24 protein-coding genes and 1 tRNA gene are annotated in these 24,075 nt (G+C 72.6%); 14 read left to right on the top strand and 11 right to left on the bottom strand.

What is annotated here, in order from left to right; translation table 11 throughout:
- Positions 1-92: 92 nt before the first annotated feature.
- Complete coding sequence (locus ACZ6O2_RS34135; protein ID WP_466025878.1) at positions 93-266, bottom strand: hypothetical protein; 174 nt, start codon at positions 264-266, stop codon at positions 93-95.
- A 240-nt stretch (positions 267-506) separates the two neighbouring features.
- On the opposite strand from ACZ6O2_RS34135, the gene ACZ6O2_RS34140 reads away from it, so the two are divergent.
- Both ACZ6O2_RS34140 and ACZ6O2_RS34145 read left to right on the top strand, forming a co-directional pair.
- Positions 507-974 carry an NUDIX domain-containing protein gene (locus tag ACZ6O2_RS34140; protein WP_466025879.1) on the top strand — a complete coding sequence of 156 codons (468 nt, stop codon included), beginning with the start codon at positions 507-509 and terminating at the stop codon, positions 972-974.
- Between the two features lie 729 nt (positions 975-1,703).
- On the top strand, positions 1,704-2,420 hold the full coding sequence (locus ACZ6O2_RS34145; RefSeq protein WP_466025880.1) for a hypothetical protein: 717 nt from the start codon (positions 1,704-1,706) through the stop codon (positions 2,418-2,420).
- 147 nt (positions 2,421-2,567) lie between these two features.
- On the opposite strand, the gene ACZ6O2_RS34150 is transcribed toward ACZ6O2_RS34145, so the two are convergent.
- Positions 2,568-3,212: a hypothetical protein gene (locus tag ACZ6O2_RS34150; RefSeq protein WP_466025881.1), complete on the bottom strand. Its 645-nt coding sequence runs from the start codon at positions 3,210-3,212 to the stop codon at positions 2,568-2,570.
- Between the two features lie 244 nt (positions 3,213-3,456).
- Here ACZ6O2_RS34150 and ACZ6O2_RS34155 point away from each other — a divergent pair, with 244 nt between their 5' ends.
- From ACZ6O2_RS34155 to ACZ6O2_RS34165, 3 genes are all read left to right on the top strand, one after another.
- Positions 3,457-3,876 (top strand): DUF6086 family protein, encoded by a 420-nt coding sequence (locus tag ACZ6O2_RS34155; RefSeq protein WP_466025882.1) that lies wholly within the window; start codon positions 3,457-3,459, stop codon positions 3,874-3,876.
- Between the two features lie 545 nt (positions 3,877-4,421).
- A complete protein-coding gene (locus ACZ6O2_RS34160) occupies positions 4,422-5,453 on the top strand; it encodes a hypothetical protein (RefSeq protein ID WP_466025883.1) in 1,032 nt (343 codons plus the stop codon).
- A gap of 789 nt (positions 5,454-6,242) precedes the next feature.
- Complete coding sequence (locus ACZ6O2_RS34165; RefSeq protein ID WP_466025891.1) at positions 6,243-6,509, top strand: tyrosine-type recombinase/integrase; 267 nt, start codon at positions 6,243-6,245, stop codon at positions 6,507-6,509.
- Positions 6,510-6,564: 55 nt separating this feature from the next.
- On the opposite strand, the gene ACZ6O2_RS34170 is transcribed toward ACZ6O2_RS34165, so the two are convergent.
- Both ACZ6O2_RS34170 and ACZ6O2_RS34175 read right to left on the bottom strand, forming a co-directional pair.
- Positions 6,565-6,639, bottom strand: a tRNA-Val gene (locus tag ACZ6O2_RS34170).
- A gap of 117 nt (positions 6,640-6,756) precedes the next feature.
- Entirely contained in the window at positions 6,757-7,302 is a 546-nt protein-coding gene (locus ACZ6O2_RS34175; protein ID WP_466025892.1) for a TIGR02611 family protein, read from the bottom strand.
- Between the two features lie 304 nt (positions 7,303-7,606).
- On the opposite strand from ACZ6O2_RS34175, the gene ACZ6O2_RS34180 reads away from it, so the two are divergent.
- Entirely contained in the window at positions 7,607-8,038 is a 432-nt protein-coding gene (locus ACZ6O2_RS34180) for an SsgA family sporulation/cell division regulator (RefSeq protein WP_007457244.1), read from the top strand.
- Between the two features lie 104 nt (positions 8,039-8,142).
- Here the strand turns inward: ACZ6O2_RS34180 and ACZ6O2_RS34185 are convergent, their stop codons facing one another.
- Positions 8,143-8,919 carry an SDR family oxidoreductase gene (locus ACZ6O2_RS34185; protein WP_350706655.1) on the bottom strand — a complete coding sequence of 259 codons (777 nt, stop codon included), beginning with the start codon at positions 8,917-8,919 and terminating at the stop codon, positions 8,143-8,145.
- Positions 8,920-9,114: 195 nt separating this feature from the next.
- Here ACZ6O2_RS34185 and ACZ6O2_RS34190 point away from each other — a divergent pair, with 195 nt between their 5' ends.
- The 3 genes from ACZ6O2_RS34190 to ACZ6O2_RS34200 are packed head-to-tail and all read left to right on the top strand — an operon-like array spanning position 9,115 to position 10,992.
- Positions 9,115-10,017: a helix-turn-helix transcriptional regulator gene (locus ACZ6O2_RS34190; protein ID WP_466025884.1), complete on the top strand. Its 903-nt coding sequence runs from the start codon at positions 9,115-9,117 to the stop codon at positions 10,015-10,017.
- A gap of 7 nt (positions 10,018-10,024) precedes the next feature.
- Positions 10,025-10,480, top strand: coding sequence for an RrF2 family transcriptional regulator (locus tag ACZ6O2_RS34195; RefSeq protein WP_357451554.1), 456 nt, complete (start codon positions 10,025-10,027; stop codon positions 10,478-10,480).
- Complete coding sequence (locus ACZ6O2_RS34200) at positions 10,480-10,992, top strand: GNAT family N-acetyltransferase (RefSeq protein WP_466025885.1); 513 nt, start codon at positions 10,480-10,482, stop codon at positions 10,990-10,992. Before ACZ6O2_RS34195 ends, ACZ6O2_RS34200 begins: the two co-directional genes overlap by 1 nt.
- Before the next feature lie 178 nt (positions 10,993-11,170).
- Here ACZ6O2_RS34200 and ACZ6O2_RS34205 read toward each other — a convergent pair whose 3' ends face one another.
- Both ACZ6O2_RS34205 and ACZ6O2_RS34210 read right to left on the bottom strand, forming a co-directional pair.
- A complete protein-coding gene (locus ACZ6O2_RS34205; RefSeq protein WP_350706663.1) occupies positions 11,171-11,734 on the bottom strand; it encodes a flavin reductase family protein in 564 nt (187 codons plus the stop codon).
- On the bottom strand, positions 11,731-12,552 hold the full coding sequence (locus ACZ6O2_RS34210; protein WP_466025886.1) for an ABC transporter ATP-binding protein: 822 nt from the start codon (positions 12,550-12,552) through the stop codon (positions 11,731-11,733). Before ACZ6O2_RS34210 ends, ACZ6O2_RS34205 begins: the two co-directional genes overlap by 4 nt.
- Positions 12,553-13,079: 527 nt before the next feature.
- Between ACZ6O2_RS34210 and ACZ6O2_RS34215 the strand changes: the two genes are divergently transcribed.
- Entirely contained in the window at positions 13,080-13,259 is a 180-nt protein-coding gene (locus ACZ6O2_RS34215) for a DUF4236 domain-containing protein (RefSeq protein WP_350706667.1), read from the top strand.
- 155 nt (positions 13,260-13,414) lie between these two features.
- On the opposite strand, the gene ACZ6O2_RS34220 is transcribed toward ACZ6O2_RS34215, so the two are convergent.
- Positions 13,415-14,311, bottom strand: coding sequence for a hypothetical protein (locus ACZ6O2_RS34220; RefSeq protein WP_466025887.1), 897 nt, complete (start codon positions 14,309-14,311; stop codon positions 13,415-13,417).
- 207 nt (positions 14,312-14,518) lie between these two features.
- The gene (locus ACZ6O2_RS34225) at positions 14,519-15,040 is read right to left on the bottom strand and encodes a VOC family protein (RefSeq protein ID WP_350706671.1); all 522 of its coding nucleotides are present in this window, start codon (positions 15,038-15,040) and stop codon (positions 14,519-14,521) included.
- 47 nt (positions 15,041-15,087) lie between these two features.
- On the opposite strand from ACZ6O2_RS34225, the gene ACZ6O2_RS34230 reads away from it, so the two are divergent.
- Complete coding sequence (locus ACZ6O2_RS34230; RefSeq protein WP_466025888.1) at positions 15,088-15,552, top strand: MarR family winged helix-turn-helix transcriptional regulator; 465 nt, start codon at positions 15,088-15,090, stop codon at positions 15,550-15,552.
- A gap of 57 nt (positions 15,553-15,609) precedes the next feature.
- The gene (locus ACZ6O2_RS34235; RefSeq protein ID WP_466025889.1) at positions 15,610-17,172 is read left to right on the top strand and encodes a fibronectin type III domain-containing protein; all 1,563 of its coding nucleotides are present in this window, start codon (positions 15,610-15,612) and stop codon (positions 17,170-17,172) included.
- Between the two features lie 94 nt (positions 17,173-17,266).
- On the opposite strand, the gene ACZ6O2_RS34240 is transcribed toward ACZ6O2_RS34235, so the two are convergent.
- Complete coding sequence (locus ACZ6O2_RS34240; RefSeq protein WP_466025893.1) at positions 17,267-18,709, bottom strand: ATP-binding protein; 1,443 nt, start codon at positions 18,707-18,709, stop codon at positions 17,267-17,269.
- A 119-nt stretch (positions 18,710-18,828) separates the two neighbouring features.
- On the bottom strand, positions 18,829-19,485 hold the full coding sequence (locus ACZ6O2_RS34245; protein WP_350706676.1) for a response regulator transcription factor: 657 nt from the start codon (positions 19,483-19,485) through the stop codon (positions 18,829-18,831).
- A 95-nt stretch (positions 19,486-19,580) separates the two neighbouring features.
- On the opposite strand from ACZ6O2_RS34245, the gene ACZ6O2_RS34250 reads away from it, so the two are divergent.
- Positions 19,581-20,696 (top strand): LolA family protein, encoded by a 1,116-nt coding sequence (locus tag ACZ6O2_RS34250; protein ID WP_466025890.1) that lies wholly within the window; start codon positions 19,581-19,583, stop codon positions 20,694-20,696.
- Between the two features lie 275 nt (positions 20,697-20,971).
- Complete coding sequence (locus ACZ6O2_RS34255; RefSeq protein ID WP_466025894.1) at positions 20,972-23,191, top strand: HelD family protein; 2,220 nt, start codon at positions 20,972-20,974, stop codon at positions 23,189-23,191.
- Positions 23,192-24,075: the final 884 nt, after the last annotated feature.

Genomic DNA, 24,075 nt, shown 5'->3' on the forward strand with positions numbered 1-24,075 from the left:
TGGTCGACTGCTGTCTTACCTGGAGCCTCGCCCTCATCGATCTCCGGGCTCACCGCACCTACCCTGAGCTGCGCGATCAGCTTGGAAAAGGCTCATTGTGCGCCGGTCAGCGACACGGTCACCTCTTGATCGTCGTAAGGCCAGTCGGTGAAGCCTGTTGTTTCAGGCGTCCAACCAGAGATCTGGCGCCAGCCTTCTCGAAGAATCTGGACTCCGATCTCCACGAGACCGTGCGGGTCACCATTCTCGGCCTCGACGTTAACCACGTTGTCGAGGACGCGGTCGACCCTCCGCCATTGCCGAGCGGGCATCCGGACTGCGCAGGTGTTTGGCTCAGCTGACTGATGGGGCATGCGCAGCATGGCGACCGACCGACGTCTGGTGGTCAACAACTCCCGCCCCCTCGGGTCTCGGCACTGCGATGACCTGTCCACGGCAGATCCGGACGTCTGCGCGTCCCCTTTGGCTGGAGCGAGCTTGTCCTATACCTGTGCTCTAATCCCGTCATGCATGTCGTCGTCACAGGCGCACTCGTTGAAAACGGCGCGGTCCTGCTAGTACACCGCAGCCCGACCCGCCGGGCATACCCAGATCTCTGGGATCTGCCCGGGGGGCATGTCGAAGCGGGTGAGTCGGAACTACAAGCCCTCGCGCGTGAGATGCGCGAGGAAATCGGTGTGCACATTGTGGCGGAGTCCTCTTCACGGTTGGGCGACTTGCATGCCGGCAGTGGTGAGAACGCCGTTCACGTGGGCGTCTGGCATGTTGGAGACTGGGTTGGCTCTCCGACCAACCGTGCACCTGACGAGCACGACCACATCGCATGGGTCGGGATCAGCGAGCTGGGCGGCCTTCCCCTCGTGCATGGCGACTTGGCGGCCTTGGTTCGCTCTCTGCCTGAGCCTGACCGGCTGCCTCGCCGCGACGAAGCACGGACAGCCGCATCGCCGGTGAACGTCCGACCCTCGAACTGAGGCTCACGGACTACGCGGTTCAGGACGGTAAGGTTCGCTTGGTGTACAAGCGGCGCTGAGCGGCCATCTGCCAGCGCAAGGCCCGGACGCGCTGTCATCGGCAGAGTCGGATGTGCTCCGTCGACGCACGCCACGCTCGCTCGGCGGCAGGTCCGCGCGGACCCAACTCGATAGCGGTCGTGTCGGGTACTCGCTACGGTGCTCGCCTATGTGGTGGTCGAAAGCGGCAGGGCACGAATGACGCTGGCTACCAAGGGTTCCCGACGGATCACCGTAGAAGGCGCGCTACCTTCCGCTGGGCAGTTCGGCGCAGACCGACACCTACTGCCAAGCCAATGGCTGGTCACCGCTGAGCTTCGTTGTCGAGCAGGCGGAGCAGCCTGCGCCCTGTTGGTCGTATCGCCGCCCTGCGCCCACCCCGGCAACTGGATCGGACTGTCGAGCCCGCCAGTGATGGCCGGAACGGTGGCTGTAGGCGTCCGTCAGGCGGTGGCCACCGGCTGGCGGCCTTCGCGGCAGGAGCCCGCCTTCAAGATGCTCCTGAGCGACTCTTCGCTCTCACGGTGACGGTCGCGTCGCCGGACGCCGCACGTCGTCTGCGGCAGAAGAGGGTTCCTCGACATCGAAAGGCCCCCGGTTCGTGAAGCAAACGGTTCAACACCTGCTCCGTTTGATCCCTACGTTCGGCCGTGGGGGTCTCCCGTCAATCGCTGGATAAGGTGACGCCTCATGGAGACCGGGGACGAACCGGCCAGCACTCCGTCGCCGGACCCGGCCGAGGCGCCGCAGTTGTACGCTCCGCTGCCCGGACGCACTGAGGACACCTCGACGACGTACGAGCGCTGCCTGAGGGAGCTGATCGACCTGCTCGGCGCGGAGCGCCCGCTGGTGACGACCGACACCCGGCGTTCGCGGCAGAGGTGGCGGCACGAGGCGCGGCGAGTGATTGCGCAAGCGATACGCCCTCGGCCGGTACGGGAGGAGTGGTTCGAACCGCTGGTGCGCGCTGCGGTCCTCGAGCCGGATCCGAGTTTCAACCGGCAGCTCGTCGAACCGGCTCTTGCCGCCTTCGGCCGCAGGCGTGTGCAGTTGGCGTTGCTCGAACATCTTTGGACGGGCACCAACCCTGAACGGGCCGGCGCAGCGCGAGCCTGGTACTGGACGCAGGTTCCCCTTACCTACCTCGCCGGCTCCCGCTCCTCTACGGCTGAGAGCAAGGCCGAGTACGACGCGTTCGCCGACCTCCGCCAGGAGTGGCACGAAACCGCCTTACGCGTGTTCGTCACCAACGAGGACCTGGATGTCCGCCGGTGCATTCTTCCGGGGCTCGACCTCGGTAGGCAGCAGTACCCCGAGGATCTGCACGAGACGGTGGCCGAGGCGATTCGCATCGCCCGCACCCATCCAGACGAGTACCTGCGGCATCGGGTCGAGCACCAGATCTGACCACACTCCACACACCGACATGCTGGCCGCCTGACGCACGATTCGCGGCCAGATGTGCGCTCCTCCACCTGGAGGGTCTGGGTGGCCTGCCTGCGCCCAGCCCGCGATTTCGAGGCCATATGACGCCTTGATGAGATCCAGGACTGATTAGACAGTCATCACTGAACTGAAGTGGGCGGCTACCTCGTCAGCGATGGACTCGGCATCCTGGGCGCCGTTCACCTCGATCACGCGAATGCCCAAGGCCCTGGCCCGCTGGACGGCGTCCGCGGCGAGGATTCGGTCACGTTCCAGGCGGTTGCGCTGCGCTCGTGCGGGATCGGGCAGGTCCGCACCGAACGCAGCGGCCCGGGGTAGGGTCGCAGCCTGGTGCCGGCGCCACTCATCGGTGGGAACCAGCACGATCACGCGACGTAGGTCGCCGGCCACGGTGACGACCAGATCGGGCCGCAAGTTCCAACCGTCGACCAGGATCGGGTGCGGGGAAACCAAGGCGCGCAGGTCGTCCAGCACCCAGGGGAATTGTTCGGCGGAGTTGTCGAGCGCGCGGTCCGCCATCTCACGGGGCGAAAGCTTGGTCCAGTACTCCGACCAGTCCGTCGGCGGTTGCCCGCGCCAGGCCCTCGCGGCGATCCGGCGATCCTCGTGGGTACGGGAGTCATGATAGTCGCAGTGGTAATGGGTCAGGCCGTACCGGCCGGTGAGGATGGCGCCGACCGTGGTTTTGCCAGCCCACTGTCCGCCGCCGATCCAGAGCGCGTTACGAATTGTCCCGTCGTACGTCCATTGCATGGAGTCGAGACTGCACCGCCGATCGCAAAAGAAACAGTCTTGTTCTTGACGTCCACTTTTGGTCTATTTAGGGAGAGGAAGCTCTTCGCCTCTCACCCGACTGCGCTCGCCCGAGCCGTCGGCCCCTGATGCACTGATCTCGACAGAAGCGTATGCCCGATTCTGATTAACGCGACCGCTGGCGGTGGAGATGCGGGCACCTGGAGGCTTGGGTGAGCGGGTGCCTATCCGTGATCATGGCGAGGTGAGTCAGTACTTTCAGGTGGGCGACCTCGTCCTGTGGAACCCTTCCAACCGCGTGGCCGCGTTGTTCGTCCGTACCAGCGAGGCGGTCGCTGGCCTGGTTGGCGTGCCGACCGGGATCGGCCCCATGCGCGCCGACGAGTATGACATCAACCCCGACGCGTTCGTCGGCTTCGTCGATGCCCTGGTCGCGCAGTACACGTCCTCAAGCCATCCGATCCTCAGGTCCTTGCTGGTAGGCTTCATCGCCACCGCGCTCGTTCTGGTTGACCGTGCCGGCCGCGACGTGCCCTCGCTCCAGGCCACCGCCACGCTGGACTCGAGGGACGTCTCCGTAGGCCGTGGGGGAATCCGCCCGCTGGGCAGCCCCGAGCGCCTGTACGAGCTCGCTGGCGAGCACGCCACAGCCATGCCACGTTGACCACATCGCATGGTCCTGCCGTGCCACCGGCCGCTTCATGGCGCGTCGATCGACGTGGCGTCGGGGAAGGAAGCCCAGGCGGATCGCAACCCCGGATGACCCTCGGCCGCACCTCAAGACATTCACTGCGGGTAGAGGCTTCGCTGCCCACGTCGGGAAGCGGCTCCCTGAGCTTGATCGGTGCACCGGGTCAAGCTGTACGCGGCCGAGGGCGGCCTTGGGCTGGTCGTCACCGGCCGCGCCATGCCTGATCTGCGGCTTGAGATCGCGTCTGGCGGGCGCATGCTGCCACGTCAACAGGGCCTGGTCCTTCTCGGGAAGGTGCACCGCTGGAACTATGGCGTGCACGTGTACCGGACCGGGGACTACGTCTCGCCGCTTCCCCCACTGCGAGCCGACCATGCGCGCCAGGTCACTCCACACGGCAGCGCGGCCTGGTTCGACCGATGGGCCTACCAATTCGCCTCCTGGCTCGATGACGCCGACACAGGGCCGCTGCACAGCGGGTACTTCCCTAGCGCGGCGGGCGAACGAGAAGATGCGACATGCAGAAAAGCTGGCAGATCATGGTGGGTGCGCTGTCGGGTGTCACTGGAGCGGTGATCTGGGCGCTGGCCACGGCGATCTATCAGCCGCTTATGCAGCCCGATGGCTTCTGGACCGACGGCAGCACCGGGCAGATGTTTCCGGAGGTAGGCAGTAACAACACCTACTGGCCTCGTGACATCCGCCAGTTGGCGATCTTGCTGGCCTTGGGTGGAGTGATCCTACTCTGCCGCGCGAACGTTCGCGGCGTCGTCGCCGGCGCGATCGGGATGACCGGCTGGCTCGGCGTGGACATATGGCTGGACCGAATCGACGTGGCCGGCGGCTCTACCGCAACCTTGCTCGCAGCCAGTGGTATCGCCATGTTCTCGACAACCGCCGTCGTCGCTACCAGGGTTTCGGCGGGTCAAGGCGGACCTCCTCTCGCCCGGCATCTGTCCGCTGCCGTCACCGCGGCACTCGCGGCTGCCACGATGGTGGTCACGACCCCCTGGGACGAGCCGGTGACGAACCCGGCCCAGGTCCAGGTCGAAAACGCGCTCTCGATGCTCAAAGCAGGATTGGTAGCGATGTTCATCGCTACCACGATCGGCCTCGTCGCGGTTCAGCTCACCACTGTCCGCACCCGGCGGGTGGGCGCCTTCGTTGTGGTGGCCGCGCTGGCCGCTTGGCTCGCCGCCAGCCACGGACCGCTTCGGCCTGTCGGCCTGATTGGCATGCCTGTCGCCGCCACGCTCGCCGTGGCCGCAGCCCGGGAGGTCCCCCTGATCCGGCTGCTCCCCGTCGCGGTCGCCTGCTGTGTGGCTCTGCCTCCGGCAATGATCATTCTCTACATCTCAGGATCGGCGGTCGGCAGCGCGATGACCTCCCTGGCGGACAATCCACCGATCAACGCCGCCGACACCGATCTCTCGATAGCCTTCACCGGCCTGGTCCTCGGGCTGCTACTGGCATCGATCAGCCACCTGATAACCTTGCCCGCACCCAAGCCGGACAGCCTGAGCTGCGGCCCCGTGGTGAAGCAGATTTGAAGCAGACCAGCCGCAGCCACCCGCCTCACCGCGCGGCGGCTGCATCGCCGGGACGGACTCAGACGTTGAAGCGGAACTCAGGACGGCCCTAGCGTGACCTGCGGCAAGCTGGTCACGCCCGCTCCTGGGCTCACGTCGTTCTTTGTTGGTTGCCGACGTTTCACGCTGTCTGGTGCCCCATGTGTACCCCGGGATACTCCTTGACCCCCAGGCAACCAACACAGGCCCATGAGCTGCCATTCAACGAGGGCTGAGCTGCAAGGACGATCCGCCGGCATCCATGCTCGTCCGTTGGTGTCCGTCGCGGTCGTCACCCAGATTGTCACCCACGCTGGTCCTCGACCTCGCCTCCGCCGGCCGCCCTGTTGCACCTTCCTGCAGGCGTAGCCCACCGTTGGGTGTTTCGGCGCGCCCATGCCATCCTGGTGCGCAACAACGGGTGAGAGCCGAGGGCCGATGGCAGAGCTGTTCCTCAGTCGACCGCATGACTCCTTCGCCCTGCTCAGGCGGGTCTGGGTGAAGGTAGACGGCACAGAACTGTCGGACTGCGGCCAGGACAGTCAGCCAGGATCAGCGTCGGCGAGGGTCAGCATGTGGTCCAAGCAGCCCTGGACTGGACCCGTAGCGAGCCCTTCTCCCTACATCTGGATGCCGACCAGTCCGCATCGCTCGAAGTATCCTGCCCGGCGCGCGCTTACTGGCTGACGTGGTTCCGACCCTCACGGGCTCTCGACCTGCGGCGCGTCTGACCTCTTCGTTCCGAAGGAACGATCACGGGTCGATGAGCTGATCCGTCGCGGCACCTTCCGAAGTCGTGTCTGGAAGCCCTCCCTGCAACGTGCTGGCCTACCGGTGGCACTGCGCTTCCATGACCTGCGGCACTCGTACGCGACCTGGCTGGTCTCCGACGGCGTACCGATCAACGACGTGGCGAAGGTGATGGGGCACGAGCAGACGTCGACGACGTTGAACCGCTACACGCACTCGACGGCTGAGCGCGACTGCCGGGTGCTGAAGTCCTTTGCTGCCTTCTCGCTGCCTCCGAGCAACGACTGACCTCAGATGCGAGTCAAGGCCCCTCGATCGAGGGGCCTTGAGCTTGCCTTATTCATGGTGGGCGATACTGGGATCGAACCAGTGACCTCTTCGGTGTGAACGAAGCGCTCTCCCGCTGAGCTAATCGCCCTCAGCGACGATGACTCTACCTGATCGAGGGACCGGACCGGAAATCCGGGGTCCGCGCGTCGCCGGGGTCTCGACCGCCGCCCGTGCCACGGCACGTCGGGGTCGCCGCCGCGGCACGTCAGTTCGTCGCGAGGTAGTGCAGGGCCTCGGCGATCACGTCGATGCCGAAGCTGTACTTCAGCGACAGCCAGACCACCGTGCCGACGAAGACCAGGCCGACGCTGCCGAGCACGAAGCGTACGGCCAGCGACTGGTCCTTCACCCACTGCGTCCAGTTGTGCACGTGTCGGCGGGTGAAGCCGAGCAGCCGGCGAGCCCAGTGGAACTCGACGGCCCAGATGCCGAGGCCGGCGATCACCAGCAGCCAGCCCGGCCCGGGCAGCGGGATGAGGGCGATGCCGATGGTCACCACGAGTGCGCCGGCGATGGAGATGAAGATCTTGAGGGCGACCCGGCCGGTCGGGTTGGCCCGGATCAGGTCGAGGGTGGTGGCGAGCCGCTGCCGCCAGCGCGGACGGGGCCGCCGCTCGGCCAGCGCCGTTCCGTTGGGGCCACCCCGGTCGGCCGGCGCCCGACCTGACGGGCCCTGCTGCTCCATCGGCACCCTGTACCCCCGCTTTTCGGCTGCCCGGACCGCGACTTTCGGCCCGCCCGGCGCGGCCATCGGATCCACTGAGGATCGTTTCGTGACCATTTCCTCCCCCAGTGTGGCGCGCGCCCGTCACTGCAACGGTCGACTGGACGTTACCGGAGTAAGTCGACGACTGAACCACCCGATGCCGGGCGGGATCACGCACTGGGCAGAACCGGAAAACCCTACATGAATCCTCACATTCACGCGGACTTTCCGACCCCCTTCCCACCACTGGGTGAAGTCAGCGTATGGCGGAGCGTAGCCAGGAGTAGCACCTGAGTATGGGAAAAGCGGGACACGCGCGTTCCGCAGCGGTGCCGGGGGGAGATCGTCCATGAGTGTCATCCGACCGACGACCGTAGAGGTCGAGACGTCGCTAAGGCTCGTCGCACCTGACGCCACGGCCTTGCCGGTGCGTGCCAGTCTGCGTTACGACCCTGCTGATCCGTATGCGGTCCATGTCCTGTTCCACGCCGAATCGGCCGGTGGCGAGGCGGTCAGTTGGTCCTTCGCCCGGGAGCTGCTGGTCACCGGCCTCGACGAGCCGGCCGGCATCGGCGACGTGCGGGTCTGGCCCTGGGCCACCCCGCGCGGGGACTTCGTCGCCCTGGCGCTGTCGTCGCCCGACGGCAACGCCCTCTTCGAGGTGCCGCGTAGCGTCCTGGTGCGCTTCCTGCGGCGAACCTACGTCGTCGTCCCGCGCGGCCGCGAGGCCGAGCACCTGGACGTCGACACCGCGGTGAACCGGCTGCTCGCCGGCCGCTGAGAAACCGGCAAGACGGACCATCCGGGGCCGCGCGGATCTGCCGAGTCCGCGCGGCCCCGGCCCACCAGGGGGTACGCGGGCAGCCCTCCCGCCCAGGGCCGGGCTCAGCCGTGCGTGGTGATGCCGCCGTCGACCGGGATCACCGCGCCGGTGAGGTACGCCCCGGCGCGGGACGACAGGTAGATCGCGGTGCCGGCCATGTCCTCCGGCCGGCCGATCCGCCCGAGCGGCACCTGCCCCTCGATGGCGGCCCGGGACGCGGGGTCGTCCAGCGCGAACGCCATCATCTTGCTCTCGAACGGCCCCGGCGCGATCGCGTTGACCGTGATCTGCTCGCCGGCGAGCTGGTGGGCGAGGCTGCGGGTGAGCATGTGCACGGCGGCCTTGGTCGCCGAGTACGCGTACACCTCCATGAACGGCACCCGGATGCCGTCGACGGAGCCGATGTTGATCACGCGGGCCGGGTCGTCGGGGCTGGCGGACGCCCGCAGCGCGGGCAGCAGCGCGGTGGTGAGCCGGAAGACCGCCTTGACGTTGACGGCCCAGAGCTTGTCGAACGCGCTCTCCGGGTACGCCTCCAGCGGCGCGCCCCAGGTCGCGCCCGCGTTGTTGACCAGCACGTCGAGCCGGTCGACGCGCTCCCGGACCGCGGCGGCGAGGCCCTCGGCGCCCGCGTCGCTGCTGAGGTCGGCGGGGATGGCCTCGCAGCGCCCCTCGGCGGAGAGTTCCTTGGCCACGGCCTCGCACACGTCGGCCTTGCGGGACGAGATGATCACGTGCGCGCCGGCCCGGACGAAGCCCTGGGCGATCATCAGGCCGATCCCCCGCGAGCCGCCGGTGACCAGGACCGTCTTGCCGTCAACCGAGAACAGATCCGTCATGCCCATCCCATCGCGAGTCGGCCGGGGCCGCCGGGGGTGAACGCGGTCGGCCCGGCCGGTGCGACCGGCTGCGGGCGTGCCGCGACCGGACGGCGCTACCGCTCGGTAACGTAGCCCGCCGCCGACAGCCCGGACAACCCCCGCGCGACGTCTTCGGGATGCGATGATCGTCGCCCCGGGCTACCGTCGCAGGCGATGGTCTCTTCCGGTCAGCTCGCCCCCGCGCCGCCCGACACCCCTGCCACCGCCCCAGCCGAGATCGACACCCTCACCCTGGGTGACCTCGTGTCCGGCCCGGGTTGGCGGCGTCCGGTGCTGCTGGACCGGGACCTGCTCATCCTGACCGCCGGCGGACACGGCACCGCCGAGCTGGACTTCCGCGCGCTGCCCTGCCGGCCCGGCACGCTGCTGCGGGTGCGCGCCGGTCAGGTGCTGCGCTGCGCCGGCCCGCACCTCGACGCCACGGTGGTGCGCTGGGACGCCGACGCGCTGCGCGGGCTGGACGTCGACCCGGACGCCGTCCCGGCCTGGATCCAGCTCGCCGGCGAGGACGAGGACGCGGTGATCACCGAGGTGAGCCAGCTGGCGGTGGACTGCCAGCGGCACCACGGGCTGGCCGCCGCCCGCGGCCTGCTCCGCCACCAACTCGCCGTGTTGCTGCTCCGGCTGTCCCTGCTGCCCGAGGGCTCCCGTCCGGTGCCGCGGGCGGAGGCCGCCACCTTCCACCGGCTGTGCCGGGAGATCGAGCGCGGCTACCAGCACACCCGCCGGGTCGAGGACTACGCCGACCGGTTGGGCTGCTCGGTGCGGACGCTCACCCGGGCCTGCCTGGCGGTGACCGGGCGCAGCGCCAAGCAGGTGGTCGACGAACGGGTGGCCCTCCAGGCGAGCCGGCTGCTGGCCGCCACCGACGAGCCGGTCGCCCAGATCGGGCGGCGGCTGGGCTTCTCCGAGCCGACGAACTTCGGGCGGTTCTTCACCCGCGAGGTCGGGATGAGCCCGGGCGCGTTCCGGGCCGCCCGTGAGCAGCCGGCGCCCGGTCCGGTCGTCCGGCCCCGTCCGCCCGCCGACGCGGCCGGCGGGCTCCGCCGGGCATGATGACGGGGTGCAGATCTCCGCGCGCGGCGACTACGCGGTACGGGCGGCGCTGAGCCTCGCCACCGCGTACCCCAGATTGCTCTCCACCCAGGCCATCGCGGCGGAGCAGGACATGCCGCGCAAGTTCCTGGAGGCGGTGCTGGCCGACCTGCGGCGGGCCGGCGTCGTCCGGGCGCAGCGCGGTGCGGAGGGCGGCTACACGCTGGCCCGGCCGCCGCGGGAGGTGACCGTCGGCGCGGTGCTGCGCGCGGTGGAGGGTCCGCTGGCCGGGGTCCGCGGCCTGCGCCCGGAGGAGACGAGCTACGAGGGCGCGGCGGAGAACCTGCCCGGGCTCTGGGTGGCGGTGCGGGCGGCCGTGCGACGGGTGGTCGACGAGGTGAGCCTCGCGGAGATAATCAGTGGCCGGCTGCCCGCCCACGTGCGTAGGTTGACCGCCCTGCCCGACGCCTGGGAGCCGCGCTGATGCCCACCCCCACCCTGCACACCGACCGGCTGTCGCTGGAGCCCTACGGGCCGGACGACGCCGAGGACTTCGTCGCCCTCTTCACCGACCTGGAGGTGGGCCGGTTCATGGGCGACGGCCCGATGACGGCCGAGGCGGCCGGCGCCCTGTTCGGGCGGGTCTTCACCAAGGTCTACGCGGCCGACCTCTTCGACGTCTGGGCGGTCCGCCGCGAGGGCCGGTACGTCGGGCACGCCGAGATCAAGCGGACCGACCAGGTCGACGGCCACGAGCTCGTCTACGCACTGGCGAAGCCGGCCTGGGGCGCCGGCCTCGGCACCGAGCTGGCCCGGACCCTGGTCCGGTACGGCTTCGACACCCTCGGCCTGCCCCGGGTGTACGCGACGGTCGCCGACGCCAACCACGCCTCGCTGGCGCTGCTGGGCAAGCTCGGCTTCGTCCACGAGCGCGACATCGCCGAGGACGACGGCAGCGTCACCCGCGTCCTCGCCGTCGACCGCGCCCCCGCCTGAGACACCCGGCGGGCTCCCGGCGTCTGCCGGTGGTCACCACCCGCAGCAGGTCCCGGGCGGCCCGGTCCGGCGCGAGCGGCGCCCCGCGGGCGGCGGCGCGGGATCCGCTCCACCGTGACGACCTCGCCCGGCCAGCGGACGTCGCCCGCCGGCTGCACGCCCGACGCCGCCGAGCCGGTCACGCCGGGGCACCGCCGGTGTAGCCGCCGCGGTGGTAGACCAACGGGTCGCCGTCCTCGCCGCCGCCGAGGGCGAGCGGCTCGGCGACGAAGAGGGTGTGGTCGCCGGCCGGCAGCCGGTGCACGATCCGGCAGAGCAGCCGGGCCAGCACTCCGGTCAGCAGCGGCACCCCGAACGGCCCCGGCGTCCAGTGCGGGTACGCGGCGAACCGGTCCACCCCGCTGGTGGCGAAGACCCGGGCGGCCTCCCGCTGGCCGGCGCCGAGCAGGTGCACGGCGACGTGCTCGGCCCGGGCGAGCACCGGCCAGCTCGACGAGGCGACGCCGAGGCAGAACGAGACCAGCGGCGGGTCCAGCGAGACCGAGGTGAACGACGTGGCGGTGAACCCGACCCGGACGGGCTCGCCGAGGCCGCCGAGGCAGGCCGGCTCGACGGTGCCCGGGGCGACGGCGGTGACCACCGTGACCGTCGCGGCCTGCCGGCGCAGCAGCGCCCGGTACAGGTCCCGGTCCACCGGCAGGAGGTCGGCGTCGCCCGCCCGGGGACGCTCGACGGTGGTCACGCCGGCACCAGGGCCGGGGCGTCCTGCGCGGCGCGGACCTCGTCGCGCAGCAGCGTCCAGATCTGGTGGCGGTGGTGGCGGAAGGCGTCGGAGGAGCGGACGTCCGCCACGGCGTCGCGGTCGCCGAGGTCGATGTCGACGACCTGCTTGATCCGGCCCGGCCGCGAGGTCATCACCGCGACCCGCCGGCCGAGGTGGACCGCCTCGTCGATGCCGTGCGTGACGAACACGACCGTCTTGCCGGTGCGCTCCCAGATCCGCACCAGCTCGTCCTGCAACGAGTCGCGGGTCTGCGCGTCGAGGGCGGCGAACGGCTCGTCCATCAGCAGGACGTCCGGGTCGTGCGCGAGGCTGCGGGCGATGGCCACCCGCTGCTTCACGCCGCCGGAGAGCTCGTGCGGGTAGCGGTCGGCGAACCCGGTGAGCCCCACCAGTCCCAGGTAGTGCGCGACCAGGTCGGCGCGTTCGGCCCGGGGCACGCCCTTGGCCTCCAGTCCGAACGCGACGTTGCCGGCGGCGGTGCGCCAGGGCAGCAGCGCGTACCGCTGGACGACGGTCCCGCGGTCCAGGCCGGGTCCGGTGACCGGCCGGCCGTCGACCAGCACCTGCCCGCCGGTGGGCCGCGACAGCCCGCCGAGCAGGTCGAGCAGGGTGGACTTGCCGCAGCCGCCCGGCCCGACGACGACGAGGAACTCGCCGGGGCGTACGCCGAGAGTGACCTCGTCCAGCGCGGTGACCGCACCGGGGGACGCACGCCGGCCGGCGCGGGCCGGGAAGGTCTTCGTCACCCGGTCGAAGAAGATCTTGTCGGTGCTCATGCCGCCACACGGCCCACGGCGGTGACGGGGGCCGCGGAGAGGGCACGCGGACGGGTACGACGGGGTGAGTCCATGGGAGTCTCCTGATCTGTCCACGGTGCGGTGGAGGAAAGCCCGACGAGGGGCAGGGAGGCACGGCCGCTCCGCGTCGAGCGGACGGCGGGCGAAGGTGCGGCGGCGGAGCCGGGCCGGGGTGGTGCCGGTCAGCTCAACAGAGCGCGCTCGCGTGCCGGACCAGGTCGACGTGCACGCGAGCGGTGAGGAGAAGCTCGTCCCGCTGCGACATGACCTCATGTTGCCGGCGGGCGCACCAGCCGGTCAACGTCCTTCCATAAGATGAGATCGGGGTCGCCTTGTTCGCCATCTCCCCATCCGCACCTGGGTTCATCGACCCGTAACACCCATCTGATGGATAGGGATTGTCGGCACTGCGGACACCGTCCACGACAGACCGGGACGGGTTTCGGAAATCGGCGCTCCGGGCATGTTCGGTTCCGTCAGGGCAGGGAATCGAAGGGAGCCCCGCGATGGGTCTGATGTTCCGCAAGCGCAAGAAGTACGGCCCGATCATCCTGAACTTCACCGAGAACGGCTTCTCGTCCTGGAGCATCAAGATCGGTCGCTGGTCCTGGAACTCCCGGGCCAGGGCGCACCGGGTCGACCTGCCGGGCCCGCTGTCCTGGAAGCAGGACAAGTCCCGGGCGTGACGTCCCGAGGTCGCGCGGGGTGCCGGTGGTCTCCACCGGCGCCCCGCTCGGCGTTCGGGCCGCCACCGCTAGGGGAGTGGCGCCGGCGCGCAGGTGTGGCGCCGGCGCGGAGGGGTTCGGTGTGGAACGGGCCGGCCGCGAACCCGTCGACGCGGTCAGGGAGTCGACCGCGCGTCCGGGCCGGTGACGACCACGTCGCCGCCGAGCCGGCCGTGCTCCGGGTCGCGGGTCACCTCCCCCGCCCCGAGCAGCCCGGTCAGCGCCCGGACGGCGTCGGCCGAGCGGTAGACGGTCGCGGTCAGGGCGTACCGGCGCAGCTCGGTGACCGTGCGCGGGCCGGAGCGGGCCAGCTCGGCCAGCAGTTCCCGGCGCAGCGGCCCGGGCTCGGGGGCCAGCGCGATGTCGAGCAGCCGGCCGGCCGGGTCGGCCGGGTCGCGGTAGCGGACCCCGGCGAACTCGTCGACCGCCCAGAGCGCCTCCTTGAACGCCTCCAGGCTCTTGTCGGAGCCGGTCGCGAAGGCGAGCAGCCGTGCGGGCCCGCCGTCGGCGGGCACCAGCTCCACCTCGGTCGCCAGCGGGAAGCCGGCGTCGGCGAGGGCGTCCCGGGCGGGTGCGCCGGGCGCGGTGGCGAGCAGCACCTCGGCCGGCCTGCCGGCCGCAGCGGCGGTCAGCACGGCCGGGTCGGCGGGCCCGTCCACGTACGACAGCAGGGGCCCGCTGGTCGCGCCGGCCGCCTTGAGCGCCACCGGCAGCCGGGCGGTCCCGCCGGGCACCAGGTGCACGGTGGCCTCGGCCGGCAGCTCCGCCTCCACCGCGCCCAGCCGGGCCGGCAGTTCCTCGGTGCCGGCGGCGAGCACGAGCACGGTGAGCTGGCGGCCCCGCAGCCGGTCGGCGTACTCGGCGACCACCCGCAGGGCGGCCTCGGCGGAGTCGGCGTCGCCGTCGTCGTACGCCAGGGCGACGGTGACCCGGCGGGCGCGGTGCAGCGCCCCCGGCAGCCAGGTCTCCAGGTGTCGGACGAGCAGCTCGCGCAGGACGGCGTCGGTCGGCATGCTGCCGTTCTACCGCACACGGCCCGGGCCGGACGCCGCTCCCCCGGCCGGACGCCGCTCCCCCGGCCGGACGCCGCTCCCCCGGCCGGACGCCGCTCCCCCCGGCCGGCCGGACGCCGCTCCACGGAGCCGGGCGGTTCGACGCCCGGGCCCGAGGGCGGCCTCGCCCGGGGCCGGCCGGGCAGGGGATCCGCCGGGACGGCCGGCTCAGGCCGGGACGGAGACGCCCACCCCGCCGCGGGTCTGGCCGCCGTAGCGCCGCCGCTCGGCGGCCAGGTCGAGCCGGCCGATCCGCTTGCGGGCGGCCAGGGCGGCGTCGTCGAGCCGGTCGGCGGGCACCAGCCAGACGACCTCGAACTCCAGGCCGTCCGGGTCCTGCCCGTAGAGGCTCTTGGTGGTGCCGTGGTCGGAGGTGCCCACGAGGGCGCCGGCCGCCGCGAGCCGCTCGGCGGTGACGGCCAGCTCGTCGAGGGTGTCGACCTCCCAGGCCAGGTGGTAGAGCCCGACGGTGCCGCGGCCGGCGGCGGAGCGGCGGGCGCCCTGGCCGACCTCGAACAGGCCGAGGTCGTGGTCGTTGGTGGAGCCGGGGGCCTGGAGGAAGGCGGCGCCCCGGAACCCGTCCGGGGTCATCGGGATCTGCCGGAAGCCCAGCACGTCGCGGTAGAAGGCGACGCTACGGGCGAGGTCACTGACGTAGAGCACGGCGTGGTTGAGACGGTGGATTCCCATGTCGCCGACGCTAGCGCGATTTGGTTGAACCTTCAACTACAAGGCGTATGATAGGTGTCATGACCCGCTGGCTGGACCCGGACGAGCAGCGCACCTGGCGCGCGTTCCTGACCGCCTCCCGCGCGCTGATGGAGACGCTCGACCGCGAGCTGCAACACGACGCCGGGATGCCGCACGCCTACTACGAGATCCTGGTCCGCCTCTCCGAGGCGCCGGAGCGGCGGCTGCGGATGAGCGAACTTGCCGAGGCGAGCGGCTCCTCCCGCAGCCGGCTCTCGCACGCCGTGGCCCGGCTGGAGGCGGCCGGCTGGGTCCGCCGCGAGGAGTGCCCCTCCGACCGGCGCGGCCAGATCGCCGTCCTCACCGACGAGGGCTTCGCGACCCTCGCCGCCGCCGCACCCGGCCACGTCGAGGGGGTACGCCGGCACCTGTTCGACGCGCTGAGCCCCGCCCAGGTGGACCAGTTGCGCCGGATCAGCGAGGCGCTCGTCGACCACCTGACCGGATCCTGACCAATCCACTCCGGCCCGGGTCTTGTACTTACCGTCGTCGGGTGAGCACGATGGGGCGTGCCTTCCGGCTTCGGGGAACTGACTGACCAGGCGCACCACCTGGTGTCCACCGGCGACCTCGCCGGCGCCCAGCGGCTGCTCGCCGACGCGCTGACCGACGCCGACCCGCGCCCGGCCAACGCCACGCCCGAGCTGGCCGAGGCCGCCAGCCTCCAGGCCCGCGTGCTGGTCGCCCTCGGCGAACCGCACTCCGCCCGGGGCTGGGCCGCCTTCGCGTACGCGGCCACGAACAGGCTGCACGGGCGCTCCGACCAGCGCACCGTGGCCGCCGCGGCCACCCTGGCGGCGGTGCTGCACCGGGTCGGGAGCTGGTCCCGCGCCGCCCGGCTCTACCAGGAAGTGATCATCGAGCTGACCGCCCTGGACGGCCCGGAGTCGCTGCGGGTGCTCGCCGCCCACGCCGACCTCGCGACGGTGGAGTACGCGCGCGGCCAGTGCCAGGTGGCCCGCGACCGGCTCCAGGACGCCTGGGAACTGCACCGCGAGGTCTACGGCGACGGGCACCCCAGCGGCATCAAGATGCTGGCGCGGCTCGGGGCGATGCAGCGCGACTGCGGGCAGTTCGCCGAGGCGCACGACAACCTGGCGTTGGCCCGGGAGCTCTGCCGGCAGCACCTTCCGGCCGACGATCCGCTGGCGGCGCAGGTGGCGACGCTCGCCCGGTCGGCCGCCAGCCCGGACCATGTCTGCGCCGACACCGCGCCCGTCGGCCCGGACGGCCCGATCGTGCCGTCCGCGCGCACCCCGCCCCCCGGCGACGCGCCGACGGCGTACCACCCCTCGCAGGCGGGCTACCGTCCCGCCGAGCCGGATCCGTACGAGCCGGTCGCCGGGCAGCCACACCCGGTGCCGAATCCCCGGCAGCCGGCGGAGGACCCGGCGCGGGGCTGGTGGCCTCCGGAGCCCGACGCCGGGGACCGGCCCGCCGACAGCGCCGTGCCGCCGTCGGTCGTGCCGCTGGCCGGTGCCGCCGAGGAGGCCGACGGGGTGCACCGGGTCCGCCCGCACGGCGCGCCCGAGGAGCCGTACGAGCCGTACGAGTCGTCGCCGCTGCTGCCGGTGCCCGTGCACCGCGCGCCGGCCCGGCGGGACAACCGGCTGCTGCCCCTCGTCGTGGGCGGCGTCGCGGTGGTGCTGCTCGGCACGGCGGCCGTGATCGCCGGGGTGGCGGGGATGGACGGCGACGACGACCCGGCGCCCCCGGCCGCGACCGGCGCGCCCGCCTCGACCCCGGCCGCCACGGTCACCCCGCCCGCGGCCGGGCCGACGGCGGGGGCGGCCGCCTCCCCCGGCACCCCGCCGGGCGCCGTCACCCTGCGCGACAACCGCGACAACGTCGCGCTGCGCTGGACGTACCCCGCCGGCGGCGAGGGCCCGGTGGTCATCTCCGGCGGCCGGGTCGGCCAGGCCCAGACGGCGTTCGCCAACCTGCCCGCCGGCACCACCGACTTCGTCGTCTACGGGCTGAACCGCAGCACCGACTACTGCTTCACCGTCGCCGTCGTGTGGTCCACCGACACGATCGCGCGGGCGCAGGAGGTCTGCACCCGCCGCCGCTGACCGGGTCGGCAGGATCCAGGCGGGCGGCCCGTCCACCCCGGCCGCGTCCCTGGAACTGCCGTCGGCGTGGCGCGGGCGAGAGGCTCGCGTCCCCTCAGGGCCGCTCCGGGTCGGTCAGGACCGGCAGCAGCAGGCGCACCCGCAGCCCCGGGCCGCCGTCGCCGCCGGGACGGGCGTCGGTCAGCTCGATCCGGCCGCCGGCCCGGCGGACCAGCTCGCGCACGATGGCCAGGCCGAGCCCGGCGCCCCCGTCGTCGCGCGCCCGCGCGTCGTCGAGCCGGGTGAACCGGCCGAACACCCGCTCCCGGTCCGCGGCCGGGATCCCGGGCCCGTCGTCGGTCACCGTCACCAGGTGGTACGCCGCCGCGCCGGTGGACCGGGCTCCGCCGCTCCCACCGTCGACGGGCCGCCCGCCGCCGTCCGGGGCGAGGGTGGACCGGGCCGGGGCGTCCCCGGGGCCGGCCGGCCGGGCCGCGAGCACCACCTCGCCCCGGGCGTGCCGCACCGCGTTGTCGACCAGGTTGGCCAGGACCCGGCGCAGCTCGTCGGGGTCGCCCTCGGTCCACAGCGGCGCCGCCGGCGCGTCGAGGCGCACCGGCGGGGACGGGTACCGGCCGGCCACCGACGCGAGCAGCGCGCCCAGGTCGACCGGCCCGGTGGCCCGCGCCGGCGGGCGCTCGTCGAGGCGGGCCAGCAGCAGCAGGTCGTCGACGAGCCGGCCGAGGCGCTCGGTGTCGGCGAGCAGGTTCGCCGACACGGCCGTCCAGTCCGTCCGGTCGGCCAGCCGCCGGGCCACCTCCAGCTCCGTACGGATGTTGGCAAGTGGGCTGCGCAGCTCGTGGGCGGCGTCGGCGACGAAGGCGCGTTGCCGGTCCCGGGCCGACTCCAGCCGGCCCAGCATCCCGTTGAGGGTGACCGCCAGCCGGTGGATCTCGTCCTGCGAGGCCGGTACGGGCAGCCGCCCGCCCCCGTTGCGCCCGGTGATCTCCTCGGCGCCCCGGCGCAGCGTCTCCACCGGGCGCAGGGTGGCCCCGACCACCCGCCAGGCGACGGCGGCGAGCACGGCCACCAGCAGCGGGAAGCTCACCAGCAGGATGGTCCGCACGACGTGCCCGCTGTGCCGCGCGTCCGCCAGCGAGCGGGCCACCAGGACGGTGAGCGGGTCGGCGGTGGTGCCGGCCGGCACGGCCACCACCCGGACCGGTCCGGCCAGGTCGATCCGCTCCCCCGACACCGTCAGCCGCTGCCGCGCGCCGGCGTCGATCCGGTCGGGCGGGACCATCGGCACGAGCCGATCGGCGCCGATCGAGGCGGCCCGCACCCGTCCCTGCGCGTCGACCACCTGCACCCGGACCTGCCCCCCGGCCACCGGCAGGGGGTCGGGCAGGGCGTCCTCGGCGGCCAACAGCGCCACGGCGTCGGCGGTCCGGAACGCCTCGGTGTCGACGGCGCGTTGCAGCGACCAGCCGAGTACGCCGAGCAGGACCAGCCCGCCGACGGCCAGCCCCAGCGAGACGCCGAGGACCCCGACCACCATCAGCCGCCCCCGCAGCCCGAGCGCGGCACGCAGCCGCCGCCCCAGCCCCCGCACCCCGGGCGCGGGGAAGGGGCGCCTGCCGTACCGGAGGCGATCGGACGGGGCCCTTCCTCCGCCCGTCACGTGGCGAGCCGGTAGCCGGCGCCCCGGACCGTCTCCAGCCGTTCACGGCCGATCTTGCGCCGCAGGTAGCCGACGTAGACCTCGACGGCGTTGGGCGCGGTCTCGTCGCTGGCGTCCCAGACGTGATCCAGCAGTTCGATCTTGGAGACCACCTCGCCGGGGCGGCGCATCAGGTAGTCCAGCAGCGCGAACTCGCGGGCGGTCAGCGCGACCTCGGCGTCGGCCCGGGTCACCCGCCGCCGGGCCGGGTCTAGCCGCAGGTCGCCGACCGCGAGCACCGTGGGGCGTTCGGGCGCGCCGCGACGCAGCAGGGCCCGCAGCCGGGCCAGCAGCACGACGTACGAGAAGGGTTTGGTGAGGTAGTCGTCGGCACCGCAGTCCAGCCCGTCGGCCTGGTCGTACTCGCCGTCCTTGGCCGAGAGCATGAGGACCGGCAGCCAGTGCTCCTCGGCGCGCAGCCGGCGGACCACCTCGTAGCCGGAGAGGCCGGGCAGCATCACGTCGAGGATCATCGCGTCGTAGCCGCCGTGCCGCGCCGCGTCGAGCCCCGCCGGGCCGGTCGGCGCCACGTCCACCGCGAACCCCTCGGCCTGCAGCCCCCGTTGCAGGGCGGACGCCAGCCGGGACTCGTCCTCCACCACCAGCACCCGCACGCAGTCAAGGGTGCCACCCCCGCGCGGGTGGCCGTACCGTCGTCCTCAGCACCCTCACAGGGTCGAACGGGCAGGATGTCATCAGGAGGTGTCACATGTCCGTCCTGAAGAGCCGTCCCGTCCTGCGGTGGCTGGTCCCGGCGACCGCCGTCGTGACCGTCATCGGCGGCGGCGCCGCACTCGGCACGTTCGCCGCCCAGGCCGAGCCGAGCCTGCCGCCGCGCACCGCCGCCCAACTCCTGGTCGACCTGCAGACCTCCCGGCTGGAGGGGCTCTCCGGCACGGTCGTGCAGCGCGCCGACCTGGGCCTGCCGCCGCTGGCCGGGCTGGTCGGCGGCGACAACCTGACCGGTCTGCTGACCGGCACGCACACGCTGCGCGTCTGGCACTCCGGCCCGGACCGGCAGCGGATCGCCCTGCTGGACACCCTCGGCGAGCGGGACGTCATCCGTAACGGCCGGGACGTGTGGACCTGGGACAGCCGGGCCAACGCCGCCACCCACCGCACCCTGCCCGCGGGCGAGGGCGTGGCCGCCGCCCCGGAGCTGCCGGCCACGCCGCAGGAGGCGGCCGACCGGGCCCTCGCCGCGATCGACCCGAGCACCGAGGTGAGCGTCGGCCGGTCCGCCACGGTCGCCGGGCGGGACGCGTACGAGCTGGTGCTCGCGCCGCGCGACGCCGCCTCGCTGGTGCACCAGGTGCGCATCGCCATCGACGCGCGCGAGCACGTGCCGCTGCGCTTCGAGGTCTTCGCCGACGGCAGCGACAAGCCGGCCTTCGAGATGGCCTTCACCGAGGTGTCGTACGCCCGGCCGGACGCCGACCAGTTCACCTTCAACCCGCCTCCCGGCGTGAAGGTGACCGAGGAGACGGTCGGGGAACGCCCGGCCGCCACGCGCAAGGACCGGGCGGGCGACAGCAAGCGGCCGGACGTGCGTACGGTCGGCGAGGGCTGGGGCACGGTGGTGGTCGCGCGGCTCGACGGCGCCGGCGCGCCCGGCGGCCCGGGCAAGGCCCCCGCGGCGGGTGCCGACCGGGAGCCGGCCGGCGAGGCGGCGGCGCTGCTCGGCGCGCTGCCCGCGGTCAGCGGCGACTGGGGCAGCGGGCGGCTGCTCACCGGGAAGCTGTTCAGCGTGCTGCTCACCGACGACGGCCGGGTGATCGCCGGAGCGGTGACCCCGGAGCGGCTCTACGAGGTGGCGAAGGGCTGAGCGGAGTCGAGCGATCGGGGGTCCGCCACGAGGCGGGCCCCCGACTCGTCTGTGGGACGGCCCGTGACGTGGCCCGGCGCGCTTGGTCCGGCGCGCTTGGTCCGGACGGCCGGGGCGCGGTATCTTTCTCAGTTGGCACAACAAAAGGAACGGCTCCCAAAAGCCGTTCCGAGAGAGATACTAACCAATTAGGAGACGGCTTGTCAAGGCATTCCGCCGATTCCGCTGAATTGCAGTCCGACGACGAGATCGGCCGCGAACAGGAATACGTCTCGATGCTCTACCGGCGGCTGGACGGGCTGCGTGAGCAGGCGTCCCACCGGCTGACCGAGGAGCTGCGGGCGACCGGCGGCACCCTTCAGGCCCGTTCCCAGCGCGACAGCGCGGTGCGGATGTACGCCGATCAGGTCGAGCAGTTCGCCGCGGTGGAGAACGGCCTCTGCTTCGGCCGCCTCGACACCGACGAGGGCGGCCCCCACTACATCGGCCGGATCGGCATCTTCGACACCAGCGGCGACTACGACCCACTGCTGATGGACTGGCGCGCCCCGGCGGCCCGCGCCTTCTACCTCGCCACCGCCGCGAACCCGCAGGGGGTGCGCCGCCGCCGGCACCTGCGCACGCGGGAGCGCAAGGTGACCGCGCTCAACGACGAGGTGCTGGACCTCGCCACCGCCTCCCCCACCGCACACGAGGAGCTGACCGGCGAGGCGTCGCTGCTCGCCGCGCTCAACGCCGGCCGGACTGGCCGGATGCGCGACATCGTGGAGACCATCCAGGCCGAGCAGGACCGCATCATCCGCGCCGACCTGCCGGGCGTCCTCGTGGTGCAGGGCGGCCCGGGCACCGGCAAGACGGCGGTGGCGCTGCACCGCGCGGCGTACCTGCTCTACACCCACCGGCAGCAGCTCTCCACCCGGGGCGTGCTGCTGGTCGGCCCGAACGCCACGTTCCTGCGCTACATCTCGCAGGTGCTGCCGGCGCTCGCCGAGACGGGCGTGCTGCTGCGGACGCAGGGCGACCTGTTCCCCGGCGTCAGCGCCCGACGCACCGAGCCCGCCGAGACCGCCGCGCTGAAAGGCCGGGCGGTGATGGCCGACGTGCTGGCCGCCGCCGTACGGGACCGGCAGTGGGTGCCCGACGAGCCGCTGGAGATCGAGCTGCCGCAACAGGAGGTGCTCCGGCTCGACCCGGAGACCGTCCGCGCCGCCCGGGACCGGGCCCGCCGCTCCGGTCGCCCGCACAACCTGGCCAGGGCCCTCTTCGACGTCGAGATCGTCCACGCGCTCGCGGCCCAGGTCGCCGAGCGGATCGGCGCGGACCCGCTGGGCGGGGAGAACCTGCTGGAGGAGGCCGACGTCGCCGAGATCCGCCGCGAGCTACGCGAGGAGCCCGAGGTGCGGGCCGCCCTGGACCAGCTCTGGCCGGTGCTCACCCCGCAGCGCCTGCTCGCCGACCTGTACGCCGACACCGAGCGGATCGCCGCCGCCGCGCCCGTGCTCACCGACGCCGAGCGCGCCCTGCTGCACCGCGAGGCGGGCGGCTGGACGCCGGCCGACGTACCGCTGCTGGACGAGGCGGCCGAGCTGCTCGGCGAGGACGAGCGGGCCGCCGCCGCGCGCCGCGAGCGGATCCGGGCCATGCAACGGGAGTACGCCGAGGGCGTACTGGAGATCGCCCGCGGCTCCCGGTCGATCGACGTGGAGGACGAGGCCGACGGCGGCGAGATCCTCGGCGTGACCGACCTGATCGACGCCGACCGCCTGCTGGAGCGGCAGGAGGAGGCGGAACGGCTGACCACCGCCCAGCGGGCCGCGGCCGACCGGAGCTGGGCGTTCGGGCACGTGATCGTCGACGAGGCGCAGGAGCTGTCGCCGATGGCGTGGCGGCTGCTGATGCGCCGCTGCCCGAGCCGCTCGATGACGATCGTCGGCGACGTGGCGCAGACCGGCGCGCTGGCCGGCACGCCGTCCTGGGCCGACGCGCTGGAGCCGTACGTGGCGCAGCGCTGGCGGCTGGAGGAGCTGACCGTCAGCTACCGCACCCCGGCCGAGATCATGGCCGTCGCCGCCGACGTGCTCGCCGAGATCGACCCGGCGCTGCGCCCGCCCCGCTCCGTACGCTCCAGCGGGGTGCCGCCGTGGGACCGCGCGGTGACGCCGGAGCGGCTGGCGGCGGAAGTGGTCGACGCGACGACCCGGGAAGCGGCCGGCCTCGACGACGGCCGGCTCGGGGTGATCGTGCCGGCCGGCCGGGTCGACGAGCTGGGCGGCGCGGTCACCGCCGCCCTGCCGGAGGCGGCCGTGGGCGAGCACCCGGAGCTGGAGAGCCGCGTGGTGGTGCTCACCGTCGCCCAGGCCAAGGGCCTCGAATTCGACTCCGTCCTGCTGGTCGACCCCGACCGCATCGTGGCCGAGTCACCGCGGGGCCGCAGCGACCTCTACGTCGCCCTCACCCGCGCCACCCAACGCCTCGGCATCCTCCGCCCGGCCTGATCCTTGCGGGCGTGCCGATGTGGGGGTGTGGGGGGTGTGGCCCGCCGTGCCCGGCTCCGGGCGGTCAGGCTTGATCCCTGCGCCGGGCACGGCGGGCCACACCCCGTCGGTGGTCGCGCGCCGTCCGTGCCTGGATGTCGGTTGTGCGGTACGGCTGCCGCGGTACGTCCGCAGAGCGTCGGCCGTGGGGGTCGGCGTGGCGTCGGCGTGGTGTCGGCATAGGCATCGGCATCGGGCGGAAACGGGTGCGGCCGGTGTTACACCGAGCGGCCCCGGACGCTGGCGCCGGGATGATGTCGGCGTGGGGTCGGCTGCGGGGTGGCGACCCGTCGACCCGCTGTCGGCCTGCTTCGGGTGGGTTGGATGACGTGCCCTGTCGAGCTGCCCCGTCTGTGGGACCACCCGTCACACCAGGCTCGATCGCCTGCCGGGGCGCGTGTGCCCCATCTGTGCGGGCAGCTCGACAGGATCCGGGTGGCGGGTGTCTCGTGGGTCCGGTTTCGGAGTGTGACCGGGGGCATCGTGGGGGCGGAATCGTGGCCGGGCCGGGGTCGTTACACCCTGCGTACGGCCGAGCACGACCACGCCGCCGCCCCGACGGGCTGGCGCGCAGGCCCCCGGCCCCGGCCCGGAATGATGGTGGGTCGCCGGTCGTTACACATGGTCCCGGCCAGCGAAGGGCGACCCCCACGCCCCCGCGACACAGGCCACTCCCGTGGTTTTCAGACGGCCGGTTCTGATTCTTCCCGGCGCGGCACGCGCCGGATCCCCCGAGTTTGTTGAGCGCCAGACGGTGCTTGCGCCCCGCTGAACCCCCCTTTCGGCGTGTGGTGCCAACCCCCGAATGGAGCATCTGATGAACACGATCATGCGTAAGAGCGTTC

The organism is Micromonospora sp. NPDC048040 (genome assembly GCF_055587185.1).